At 46.5% G+C, this 11,789-nt stretch carries 12 protein-coding genes and 1 CRISPR repeat array (1 of these 13 running past the window's edge); of the genes, 7 read left to right on the top strand and 5 right to left on the bottom strand.

Annotated elements, in window-relative coordinates; genetic code table 11:
• A CRISPR array of direct repeats spans nucleotides 1–1,840; the repeat unit is 37 nt; unit sequence GTTTCAAATACCAATAATCCCTATTAGGGATTGAAAC (it extends 1,519 nt beyond the left edge of the window).
• A gap of 425 nt (nucleotides 1,841–2,265) precedes the next feature.
• Entirely contained in the window at nucleotides 2,266–3,744 is a 1,479-nt protein-coding gene (locus tag AC5JR3_RS08800) for a hypothetical protein (RefSeq protein ID WP_495845029.1), read from the bottom strand.
• A 387-nt stretch (nucleotides 3,745–4,131) separates the two neighbouring features.
• On the opposite strand from AC5JR3_RS08800, the gene AC5JR3_RS08795 reads away from it, so the two are divergent.
• The gene (locus AC5JR3_RS08795) at nucleotides 4,132–4,401 is read left to right on the top strand and encodes a DUF1816 domain-containing protein (RefSeq protein WP_495845028.1); all 270 of its coding nucleotides are present in this window, start codon (nucleotides 4,132–4,134) and stop codon (nucleotides 4,399–4,401) included.
• Nucleotides 4,402–4,489: 88 nt separating this feature from the next.
• A complete protein-coding gene (locus AC5JR3_RS08790; RefSeq protein ID WP_495845026.1) occupies nucleotides 4,490–4,732 on the top strand; it encodes a DUF8620 family protein in 243 nt (80 codons plus the stop codon).
• Nucleotide 4,733: 1 nt separating this feature from the next.
• On the opposite strand, the gene AC5JR3_RS08785 is transcribed toward AC5JR3_RS08790, so the two are convergent.
• A complete protein-coding gene (locus AC5JR3_RS08785; protein WP_495845024.1) occupies nucleotides 4,734–5,144 on the bottom strand; it encodes a hypothetical protein in 411 nt (136 codons plus the stop codon).
• A 173-nt stretch (nucleotides 5,145–5,317) separates the two neighbouring features.
• Here AC5JR3_RS08785 and lysS point away from each other — a divergent pair, with 173 nt between their 5' ends.
• On the top strand, nucleotides 5,318–7,015 hold the full coding sequence (gene lysS / locus AC5JR3_RS08780) for a lysine--tRNA ligase (protein ID WP_495845023.1): 1,698 nt from the start codon (nucleotides 5,318–5,320) through the stop codon (nucleotides 7,013–7,015).
• A gap of 173 nt (nucleotides 7,016–7,188) precedes the next feature.
• Here the strand turns inward: lysS and AC5JR3_RS08775 are convergent, their stop codons facing one another.
• Nucleotides 7,189–7,779 carry a glyoxalase-like domain protein gene (locus AC5JR3_RS08775; RefSeq protein ID WP_495845073.1) on the bottom strand — a complete coding sequence of 197 codons (591 nt, stop codon included), beginning with the start codon at nucleotides 7,777–7,779 and terminating at the stop codon, nucleotides 7,189–7,191.
• A gap of 257 nt (nucleotides 7,780–8,036) precedes the next feature.
• Between AC5JR3_RS08775 and AC5JR3_RS08770 the strand changes: the two genes are divergently transcribed.
• The 4 genes from AC5JR3_RS08770 (at nucleotide 8,037) to AC5JR3_RS08755 (ending at nucleotide 10,266) form a co-directional block, all read left to right on the top strand.
• Complete coding sequence (locus AC5JR3_RS08770) at nucleotides 8,037–8,702, top strand: RNA polymerase sigma factor (protein WP_495845021.1); 666 nt, start codon at nucleotides 8,037–8,039, stop codon at nucleotides 8,700–8,702.
• A gap of 102 nt (nucleotides 8,703–8,804) precedes the next feature.
• Nucleotides 8,805–9,863: a tetratricopeptide repeat protein gene (locus AC5JR3_RS08765; RefSeq protein ID WP_495845019.1), complete on the top strand. Its 1,059-nt coding sequence runs from the start codon at nucleotides 8,805–8,807 to the stop codon at nucleotides 9,861–9,863.
• 86 nt (nucleotides 9,864–9,949) lie between these two features.
• A complete protein-coding gene (locus AC5JR3_RS08760; protein ID WP_495845017.1) occupies nucleotides 9,950–10,099 on the top strand; it encodes a hypothetical protein in 150 nt (49 codons plus the stop codon).
• Between the two features lie 2 nt (nucleotides 10,100–10,101).
• The gene (locus AC5JR3_RS08755) at nucleotides 10,102–10,266 is read left to right on the top strand and encodes a diguanylate cyclase domain-containing protein (protein ID WP_495845015.1); all 165 of its coding nucleotides are present in this window, start codon (nucleotides 10,102–10,104) and stop codon (nucleotides 10,264–10,266) included.
• 89 nt (nucleotides 10,267–10,355) lie between these two features.
• On the opposite strand, the gene AC5JR3_RS08750 is transcribed toward AC5JR3_RS08755, so the two are convergent.
• Both AC5JR3_RS08750 and AC5JR3_RS08745 read right to left on the bottom strand, forming a co-directional pair.
• Nucleotides 10,356–10,790 (bottom strand): DUF2267 domain-containing protein, encoded by a 435-nt coding sequence (locus tag AC5JR3_RS08750; protein WP_495845014.1) that lies wholly within the window; start codon nucleotides 10,788–10,790, stop codon nucleotides 10,356–10,358.
• 122 nt (nucleotides 10,791–10,912) lie between these two features.
• Nucleotides 10,913–11,785 (bottom strand): DUF2267 domain-containing protein, encoded by an 873-nt coding sequence (locus AC5JR3_RS08745; protein ID WP_495845012.1) that lies wholly within the window; start codon nucleotides 11,783–11,785, stop codon nucleotides 10,913–10,915.
• Between the last annotated feature and the right edge of the window lie 4 nt (nucleotides 11,786–11,789).

Raw genomic sequence — 11,789 nt, 5'->3', positions numbered from 1 at the left:
ATCTTGAGAGCAAAGGAGATTCCAAAAGGAACCACAGGTTTCAAATACCAATAATCCCTATTAGGGATTGAAACTTGGAGGAGGGGGGAGAAGTAGGGCTTATTTCCCTGTTTCAAATACCAATAATCCCTATTAGGGATTGAAACTAGGAAGATAACTACTCACCATCAAAATATTAGTTTCAAATACCAATAATCCCTATTAGGGATTGAAACTAATAAATATCCTGGCACCGTACTAATAACTTTAGATAAGGTTTCAAATACCAATAATCCCTATTAGGGATTGAAACATTTAAATTGGTTACTTTAGCGGTCAACGGATTGAGTTTCAAATACCAATAATCCCTATTAGGGATTGAAACCATTCAAACATCCCCCCGGCTTGGTTGTGCTGCGTTTCAAATACCAATAATCCCTATTAGGGATTGAAACAAGACTATCTATTAGCATTGAAACAAAAGCAAGCTAGTTTCAAATACCAATAATCCCTATTAGGGATTGAAACATTTAACTAAATCGTATAAACCCTATTACCTACAGTTTCAAATACCAATAATCCCTATTAGGGATTGAAACGTTTAAGTTCGTTCTACTACCCTTAAGCATTGAATCGTTTCAAATACCAATAATCCCTATTAGGGATTGAAACATGAATAGCTATCATCATCATCCCCAATTACATCCGTTTCAAATACCAATAATCCCTATTAGGGATTGAAACCTGCTTCTGGGATTCCCGTAAGGCTTCCTGGCTTATTTCCAGCCAGTTTCAAATACCAATAATCCCTATTAGGGATTGAAACCTGCTTCTGGTAGCATCCAGCATATTAGCTGAAGTGGTTTCAAATACCAATAATCCCTATTAGGGATTGAAACGGTAACGGTGGGAACCATAGATCACCAATCTATAAGTGTTTCAAATACCAATAATCCCTATTAGGGATTGAAACATCTTCTCTTTTGGAAGCGCGGCGCGGTTTAGGGAAAGAGCAGGTTTCAAATACCAATAATCCCTATTAGGGATTGAAACGTGTCGCCTGTATCCAATTACTCACGTTTACGTGGATCGGGTTTCAAATACCAATAATCCCTATTAGGGATTGAAACTCCAGACTAGCGAGGGGTTTCTTTCAAAGAATGAGTTTCAAATACCAATAATCCCTATTAGGGATTGAAACGGGGATTTAATCAAGTCGTCCAGCACCACCAAGGTTTCAAATACCAATAATCCCTATTAGGGATTGAAACTTGAACCAGCCTCTTTTATCCGATCGGCAAAACCACTTATGTTTCAAATACCAATAATCCCTATTAGGGATTGAAACAAATCAAGGAATCGCTCGTTCACATTCACCAACTGAGTTTCAAATACCAATAATCCCTATTAGGGATTGAAACGTTGCTCAGTAGCTACCAAAACACAATCACTCAAGGTTTCAAATACCAATAATCCCTATTAGGGATTGAAACAGTAACAATTGTCGAACGCATTTTGTTAGCAACTGTTTCAAATACCAATAATCCCTATTAGGGATTGAAACTATTTCCTCCAAGCTGCTAAAGGAGAGTAGATGAAAGTTTCAAATACCAATAATCCCTATTAGGGATTGAAACTTCTTTTCTCAGATTTAAACCCAGACTTGCATTTTCGTTTCAAATACCAATAATCCCTATTAGGGATTGAAACTACGCTTTTTTTAACCTCCTCTTTTTGCTTTTTCGTTTCAAATACCAATAATCCCTATTAGGGATTGAAACAGAGTACTCTGGCTTATACCTTAGGCAGTAACATACTAACCTAGTTTCAAATACCAATAATCCCTATTAGGGATTGAAACATAAACACTAGACACCCTCTGAGGGATAACCTATACTACAGGATGAGCTAGAGGAAATGAAGCTTATAGACTCCCTGAGACTATAACCAATCGCGCCCCAAGGTATTTAAGCAAACTGCTGCCTCCGTAGTCCCTTGAAAAACAGGGAGGGCTGAAGTGAGTATAGACTTAGATTGCTGCAAGGCTTAAACATTAAAGACTTACGCCCTTTAGTGTTGATAGGGTAAACCCTCTGCCTGCTCAAGATCTAGATGGTCGCTTTCTAGATCACATAGGAAAACCACCTACGAGATCCGATCGACAGCTAGCGATCACAGGTTTAAACTTCTACTAATCCCTATTAGGGATTGAAACTGCCTACGCAGCAAATTTTAGAGAGGGTTAGCTTAAGTGTAACCCTCCACTAACTTCTCAGTACAGCATTCTTACTGTGGTCTTGAAATCGGCCAGGGAATTCTACTTTCTGCCGCTAGCTGGCTGGAAACCGCTGCGGCTCCGTAGCGGTTGAGGTGGCTGGGGTCAGTAAAGTATTCATTTTGATTGAGAAAGCGATCGCCCATGTCAACGAAGATAAATCCTTCTTGACTAGCGCGTTGCTGCATAAATTGCCGAAACTGCTGTTCACGGCTGCGGCGCACCGTATCTAGATAATCTTTGGTAACGGGTAGGTTAACCACTACAAGCGGAATTTGCTTTTCCCGTGCAAAGGCTTGTAGCCGCTTGAGAGCCGTTGCTTGCTGACCTGCCATACTAAAGGGTTGGTAGTCCGCATCGTACCGCCCTGCAACCCGTGGCTTTTGCTGGTAGTACTCCGTTGGGGAAAAGCGCTCTTCTACCGTCAGGAAGCCGTTAGCGTCAATTGCAGAGCCTTGGTAACTGGTGTTTGCCTGAGTATTTGCCTGAGCAATGGTAACCTGGCGGATCAGCCAGCGCTCGGGAGGGAGAGGGGAAGTAGTGGCGGTATCCTCAGCTTCAGCGGCTTGGGCTACCTGTAAAGGCTGGGAATTCTTAGCCTCGTCCGTTGGGACAATCACAGCTTCCTCTGGGCGTGTTTTTCCGCAAGTAGCACCCGGTGCTAATTCTTGGGGCGGTAGCTTCGGACGGCTACCTGTAGCAACACTCTTATAGCCGGGAGAGCTAACGAGGGCGCTGTAGGTTTTATCCGGTCGTCCGCTATTAAATGCCCGCACGCCATCTGCCAATACAATCATTTGGGGCAGTTGTTCTGGTGTTAAAACTTGTCGGATTAGTAAGTCAACAAATTGCGCTGTTGCTCCATTAACGCCGAAGTTAAAGATTTTTAAACCCGCGTTGCCTTTGGCGGCTAACGATTGCTGTAGCTGACTAGGATCAACGCCTAACAAGGCGCGGGAACTGCCGACGATGAGGATATCCGGTGCTCCTACCGCCTCAACGTAGGATAAGTACAGCAGCAACTGCTCATCTAGGAGGGCGTTGTCAAAACTGTTGAAGGGAAGTTGCGATCGCGTTGTACTCGTTTTCTGTTGAGCAACTTGTAAGTTTTTCAGGTACTCTGTTACTTTTTTCTGGGCAAAGGCTTTCTTCGGGCTATTAAAAGGAACCGCCTGCATCCTCTCAATCGCTTGAATCCACTCTAATGAGACGGCATTCCACTGGCGATCAGATTCGGCAGACTGGGCGAGAATCGCCGCGTTCATCGCCTGGTTGATTGCCTCAGAGAAGGGATCAACGGCAAGCTCACAAGTCGCTGGGGCTTCCGAGACGACAGGGCGATTCCCTGAAGTCAGTCGAGAAATAAATTGTGCGGTAGTATTGGGCGCTGACGAGGAAGAACAACCAGCGACAAACGCACACAGAAGGGTAACACTACAGGCTTTTAGGCTGCTGGTGATGGCTGGACGTTGGCGGCAGAATCTCTGCATAAACGTTATGGGGGGGTAAGTGACGCGCCTTGTATTGACTCTCTAGCAAGCCCTGCGTTAGTGAACTCTAAAAATTTTAACTGGCAACTTTTCGAGAGAGAGTCTTACCATTAACTATATATTGACGGAGCACGGGTCATCGATCGCTCAACATTGTTGCCGTTGTACTACAAAAAGTCAATTCACCTCGATCTTAAAAATTCTTCAACATTTGGAGTTTAAGGAACAAAAGATAAAAATTTTCCTAACTTACCAATTGCCAAGACAGCCTCTGAAAAAAATGCCCGCTTTGCCTGACGGAGTTTTTATGAATGAGACGTTTAGGCACTTCCATTCATAAAAGATACCGAGGGAATCAGTCCATTCCTACAATCGCGGATTTCTCTCATGGTTGGAGTTTTTTTGTTCTGCGTTTACTTGGTTTTCTTCAGCCTGCTCATCAGCTCTTATCGCCCTCGCCCCGCTCAACCTTGGTGGCTAAAAGTGATGACAGAAATGCCTCACTGTACCTACTATTTTGGCCCTTTTGAAAGCAATGACGAAGCGGAACTGAGGCGTTCAGGGTACATTGAAGACTTAGAAGAGGAAGGAGCAAAAATTGTTACCGTTTCCTTGTGGCAAGGTCAGCCTCGTACTCTCACCGTTACAAACGAATAGTGTTAAAAATTGTCTCTAGGCGATCGCATAAGTGATAAAAGTAACGAAAACTATTCGAGGGTACCTAAAATTAGTTAGCGATCGCACAATGAAAGACAAACTGACCGAGTGGCTCAACCAACTTTTGGCGATCGATTTTTTCCTAGTGCTGTTGAGTTTTTTTTGGTTAGCGATCGCCGTTATCGGTCATTCCCTGGGCGTTCCTTTAGGACTCGATCTCTGGTATCGCCTTTGGCAACCCGTCTTTACCCCTGCTATCGGCATTCTCATGGCAGGAGCGCTAATCAGCGGGATCGCTAGCCAAATCTCTAAGCGGCTAAACTCCAACTAACTCAGGACTCAGGCTGCGGTTGTGTTATCCGGGCTTCAATATCCTCCAGCGTATTGAGCAGCAGGCGTTTTGCTTGCAACTCCCAGCCCCATTTCTGGAGGCGATAGGCGCTTACAGTTCCGATGACGGCGGCGACATAGCCTAAGCTTTGCGATAGAGAAACCCCGGCTAATAACCCTAATCCCGCCAGCCCCCAAAACGGCAAAGCCACCGCTTGGCGCTGTTCCTCCAGGATTTGGCGAAAGCCACTTTTGGGAAGTTGCACAGCCAAAGCTTCACGACAACGACGCTGTTCTGCTATGGGGACAGATAGACCAATTTTGCGGCGGAGTTTTTCCATTTTGCGGGCATCGGTGCTGTACTCCGTCAGCTCATCTTCTGCCATTTTGATCAAGCGGTCTAGTTGATCCATACTGTCACCTCAGGCGTGCAAATCTCAGTTTAGGCTCGTGAGGTGACTTGCCGAAACACCTGCGATCGCCAAATCGTTTCTATAATTTAACTTTGCGTGCCTCTACCTAAAACAATCCGGTAGAGCCATGTCTTAAAACTCTGTCTACGCAATTTTTATAGTTATTCGTCGCTATGTCTGCCGATCAGTCCCCTTTAGAAGAAATTCGTGCCACACGCTTAGAAAAAGTCGCACAGCTTAAGCAGCTAGGGTTTAACCCTTATGCCTATCGCTGGGAATCTACCCACCATACCGCCCCACTCCAAGAGAAATTTGCTGATTTGTCTGCTGGCGAAGAAGTAGATTTTGAAGTAGCGATCGCGGGGCGCATCTTAGCACGGCGAGTGTTCGGAAAACTGGCATTCTTTAGCCTGCAAGACGAAACAGGCACAATTCAGCTTTATCTAGAAAAGAAAAAAATTACAGAAGGCATGGCAGACGTTCCCGATGCCTTTAACCACCTCAAGCAGCTTACCGATATTGGGGACATTATCGGCGTCAAGGGGACAATTAAGCGCACGGAAAAAGGCGAACTCTCCGTTTACGTCAGCCAATACGCCATGCTGACAAAATCTCTTTTACCCTTACCGGATAAATGGCATGGTCTAACCGATACCGAAAAGCGCTATCGCCAGCGCTACGTTGACTTAATTGTTAACCCTACCGTCCGGGAAACCTTCCGCCGCCGTGCCAAAATTACCGCCGCGATTCGCCGTTACCTAGAAGAGCAAGACTTCATCGAAATTGAAACCCCCGTACTTCAAGGAGAAGCCGGGGGTGCAGATGCACGTCCGTTTATTACCTACCACAACACCTTAGAAATGGAGTTGTACCTGCGAATCGCCACAGAACTCCACCTGAAGCGGCTAATCGTCGGTGGGTTTGAAAAGGTATTTGAACTAGGACGGATTTTCCGCAATGAAGGCATCTCTACGCGCCACAACCCAGAATTTACCTCAATTGAGGTTTACCAGGCTTACGCCGACTACAACGACATGATGGCGCTGACGGAGGGCATTATTACCACCACCGCGCAACAGGTGTTGGGAACGCTACAAGTGACCTACCAGGGTGAGGAGATTAACCTCACTTCCCCTTGGCGGCGCGTGACGATGCACGAGTTGGTGAAAGAACAAACGGGGTTAGATTTCAATTCGTTCAAAACCCTGGAAGAGGCAATATCCGCAGCAAAAGGAGCGGGGATTGCCAATGTTGAGGAATGCCAATCCCTCGGAAAGTTGCTAAATGAAGCCTTTGAGCAAAAATGCGAAGCAACTTTGATTCAGCCGACGTTTGTGTTAGATTTCCCGGTAGAAATTTCGCCCCTTGCCAAGCCGCACCGCTCAAAGCCGGGATTAGTCGAGCGATTTGAGTTATTTGTTGTCGGGCGAGAACTGGCAAATAGCTTTTCTGAGTTGACTGATCCCATCGATCAACGCGAACGTTTAGAAGCGCAAGCGGCGCGGAAAGCCGCCGGGGATTTGGAAGCGCAAGGCGTGGATGAAGACTTTTTGACGGCGCTGGAGTATGGAATGCCACCAACGGGCGGTTTGGGAATTGGCATTGATCGCTTGGTGATGCTACTAACGGATTGTGCCAGTATTCGGGATGCGATCGCTTTCCCCTTACTGAAAAACTCTAGCCAGGTGCTGAAGTCTTTCGACTATGACCAAAATACCCAAACCCTGCAAGTAGAATTTACCAACGGCAGCATCTACAAATATCACGATGTCCCGGAAAAAATCCATCACGAGCTAAAAATTGCTACCTCAGTTGGTCAATACTTTAATACCCACATCCGGGAAAAGTACGGATGCGATCGGGTGATATAGCTAACGGCGCTTGGACTAAGGGAAGAAGCTCGTAAAATGGGCTTAAGTTGACACCAATGAAAGCAAGAGCGCCCCTACAATATCCTCGGCTTATGAAAAGCCCCTCTTTTTAAGGGGAGTTGGGGGGATCTCTTTCTATAAAAGCTCGAAAGATCGATGAATTTCCCCAATCCCTAACCCGAAACCTCCACCATCTCAATTACGCGCCCTTCAATATCCTTCACTAGGAAATTAAAGGGTTTTTGAGAGCGGACTTTGTACTTCAATTGCCGCATCTGCACGCGCATCAGCACCTGTTCAAGACATTCGCGATCAAAACATACATGGCGATGGCGATTTTTGCTACCAAAGCTTGCCCCCGAAATGACGTGTAGTTGGGTGCTCTTTTTAAGCTGATACCACAATCCATCTGAACCATTGAGCTTGGTGGCGCTGGTGGTTCCCATTCCTGCTGACATATACAACGGATCGATACCCGTTACTCCTAAGGTTTGCTCGTAGTTGTAGTAGTAGTGCAAGGGGACTTCGGCGGCTGACAAATCCAACAATCCTTCATAGAATTGCCGCGCCACTTCCAAATCCGTCACCATGACGGTATGGACTTTTGGGGCGCTAGTGAGAAACATCCACATAGCACCCGCATAGGCGGCTAGCAGCATCACCATGATGCCTTGAGTAGAAAGGAGACTATCTAAAGCGGGGAAAAACGCGCCCAGGGTCAAGGATGAAGGAAGCAAAGTGTTGATACTAATTGATAAAATCATGAACTGACAAAGTGTGTATAACCGATGTCCAGTTGCAGGTAAGATTAAACCACGCCTACCTGCCAGAGTGATGCTACTTATTTTAACCAAGTTAAAGCGATCGCTGACTTGGGAACACAAGTAGCTACGCACAACTATAGTAAAATTGCAGCGCTCTGTAGGACACTCACCAGCAATTTGTGACTGATGCTACTAGTAGACATTAAGGGAAGTATCTACTTTAATTTTCTTAATTCCAGCTCGTAATATTAAAACCAGTGCAAATCCCGCATTTTCCTGAATCCAGTCATCCGATGGTCAAGTCACTGTTTCCTCACAGTGACCAGGAATTGCTAACCCTGTTTCAGCACTATCCAGAGCAGGGGAAGTACTTCACAGCGATTTTCTGTCGCTATAGCCCGATTGTTTATACCTTAATTCAGCATTCAGCGCGATCGCCTGTACAAGCCGATTACCTGTTTGCTCTCACCTGGCGTCATATCTACTACGAACTGCGAGGTTTAGACTTACGTGCAGAAATGGCATCCGGGACAAATTCCTTCCAAAATTGGTTGATTAATATAACGGCTTACTGCATCAACCAACTCGAACTTCCTCCCGTTGAATCGATTCAATACAACCTGCAAGCCTCCTCGCCACCGTTTTGGTGTTACCTAGAACAGGCATTGGAACAACTGCCGCCTGAAATTCGGTTAATGGTGGTAATGGCGCAAACATTCCACTGGAGCGAAACCCGCATTGCCGCTTATCTACAGGCAGAAGGAGAAGCGATCGCTCCCGCCGAAGTGCGGATTTACTTGCAGCAAGGCTATCAACTCCTAGAAGCCGCTTTACCAGAAGATATCTGCGCGATCTATCTCGGTAAGGAAGTAACTTCTGAACCACAATCTCAGAGGTATGCGATGCCGACTCTAAGCCAGTAGACTTAAGTCAAGTAACTTGAGTTACGGCGGGTCTAAGGTTTCACAGCTAGACGTTGTGGGCATCATTTGAGTTGGTTTTTGTAAAGCCTAGGGGAGGGTTTGATGAAAAGATGGTGGCTGTCAGCCGTACTAGCACTCGCACCAGTCATACTGACTGACACGGGTGCCTTTGGTCAGCTCAATCCTGCTAGTCTAGGTGCGCTCGGTCTCGACGAACAACTCGATATCCGCCGCTACAACGACACGCTTGGGGAAGTGAGAAGTGAAGCTGACCTCTTGTTGCGCTTTGGCGGACAGGCAGCGCAGAAAGGCAATCTAGAGAAAGCGATTGACTACTGGACGCAAGCACTCTTGCTTTATCAGCAAGCAGAAGACTATGAAGGCATTGGTTTAACCTACGACTACCTGGGGCTTACCTATGCCCAGTTAGGGCGCTACCTTGAGGCAGAAAATGCCCTACGGCGGCGCTTAGGAGTCGCTCGTTCCCGCCAAGACTTCCTGGGGCAGATTTATGCCTTGAATAATCTGGGGACAGTGTTGTTGCAGAGCGAGAGTTTTGAGGCAGCCGCCAGAACCTTTGGCGAAGCACTGGCGATCGCCCGGAGCATTGACAGCGATACCGGGGAAGGACTAAGTCTGAGTAACCTTGGTTTAGTCGCCGCTGGTGCGGGAGACTACCAGCAAGCGATCAAACGCTACGAAGCCGCGCTGACACTGCGACGTCGCACAGGTGATCCCTTGGGAGAGGCAAATACTCGCAATAACTTGGGAGATGCTTACCGGGCGCTAAATCGCCACAGAGACGCCCTCGCTTCCTATCGCTTCGCCTTGAGGCTAGCCCAAAACAGCCGCGACCCTGCCAATAAATTTCGCGCCTTGAACGGTCTTTTCGGTTCCTATAGCGCTCAGGGACAATATCTCTTAGCTTTTAGAACCCTCGATCAACGCATTGCTCTAGCACAGGAACAGGAAAATCGGCGTCAAGAATTAATTACCCTCCGCATGTATGCCCAATTGTATCGGGCATCAGGAAATACCGTGGATGCTCGGAATTTCTACGAACGGGCGATCGCTCTTGCCACAGCATTAGGCGATACCCAACAAGAGGCGCTCTTACGGAACGAGCTGGCACAAATTATCTATCGTCGTGCAGGCACTTAAGTGAGGAGTTCGATACCTCTGGTAGGGGCGAACCGCCAGCGCTGACGCCCAGGGTTTGGTTAACGCCCCCACATTAGCGTTGTGCGGTGGCGACGTTTACAGACATTACTGAGCAGAAGCTAAAGGACTTAGCACTACGGCAGCAATTTCAGAAAGAACAGCTAATTGGGGTGATTGGCGATCGCATCCGCCAATCCCTGAATCTACAAGAAATTGAGGAGAAGAGTTCGCCATAATTTTGCCCAATACAGATAAAGCTGGGGCGATACAAGTGGCTGAGGCAATTCATCGGATCGTTCGAGGCTTGAAAATTGCCCATACCCAATCCTCCGTCAGCCAGTACGTCACTGTTAGTTTAGGCGTCGCCAGCGCATTGTTCCTTCCGGCGATACTTCACCGATAGATTTGATTGCTATAGCTGACGACTTCCTTTATCAAGCCAAAGCTGAAGGACGCGAGCGCATTATTGCCAAGGTATAAATTGACTGACCTTTATGCGGCTTCCCACATTTGTTTGATTTTGTCCGGTAACCAAGTGGCTATTTCCTCATTGCGCTCTAGTGAGAGTTTCTCTTTAGTGGCACTAAAAACTGCTGAAACGGCTGTTTCTACGTCCACTCCTTGAGGTAAATCGGCTTCTTGTCGAATCCGGAATAGAAAAGAATCAGCATCAAACTTCTGCGGTTCTCTAACTTTGCTCATAAAACCAGCAACCGGGTCGGTATCTTGCCACAAATCGGTTAACTTATCTTGAATAGGTTTATCTTTTGTGGGAACTTCTTCCTCAGGAAGCTCTGCTGCCACTCGCTCCGATGCTTCCCTGGTCATCAAATCCCGCATTGTCCGAAACACCAGTTCACTAACCTGTTTAGCATCAAAGGCATTTTCTAAATGTCCCTTCTGCATTACTGTGTCTATAAAAGGCATCTTATTTCTCCTTTTTTTAAATTGTTATTCTGTCCGACGCTTATAATTATGAACGTCGGACAGCAAAAGTTAGTTTTTCAGCAGTAGTCGCCTGAAAAATTTACATCCGCATTTTTGCAAGTTTAGGCTTGCTCCCACATAGTTTTGACTCTACCGGGGAGAAACCCAGCAACTTCCTGAATTCGCTCTTCAGACAGTTCGTCCTTAGTTGCTGAAAAGACGGCGTTAACAATTTTCTCGCCGCTGACTCCCGGAGGGGCTCCTCCTTCTTGTTCAACTCGAAAAACAAAGAGATCGTCGTCAATAACAAAGGGAGCAGGACCATCAAATGGGGGGCGAACTCGACTGAGCCACGCGACAATTGGGTTCGTATCTTTCCAAAGGTCCACAAGGTCGTTTTGTAAAGCTTTGTCGTCTGTAGGTAGAGATTCCTCTCCTTTTAATTCCTCAGCAACGTGGTCTTGCGCTTCTGTGGTCATCAAGTCGCGCATAGTGCGGAAGACTAGTTCGGTGAGGTCTCTGGCGTCAAAAATATCCTCTAGCTCTGCTTTCAGCATCACCTTTTCTAGGAAAGGCATGTCCTTGGTAGCAATTGGGACTACTGGCCCTTTTTCTAGCGCCTTAGGAGGATTGGCTTCCATTTTCTCCAGCATTTTTAGACCTTTATCGGTCAGTTTTGCCCGTTTAAAGGTGATTAAATGGGGTAATGGGCCGTCTTCTGCTCCAAAGCTATTAGCGACGCGAAAGTCTACCTCTTCGGAATCAATGACGCTAGGAACATCTTCCTGGTTGGCGTAGGCGTTCCCGGTAAACTCAGCGTCGATGTACTGTTTTTGATTAAGGTAATCAAGATGACCCAACAGGTCTGACTGTGAAAGATTACGACCCACAAAGTCGGATTTTGTAAACCCTACTGGGTGCTTACCTTGGTCATCACCTTCATGAATTTTTTTTAACATGATATAGGTGACATCTTCTCTTAAGGCAATTGGCATATTC

The sequence above is a fragment of the Kastovskya adunca genome, from assembly GCF_059505785.1.
Note: the sequence above shows the minus strand (reverse complement) of the source record. Positions and strands in the feature narration are given on the sequence as shown.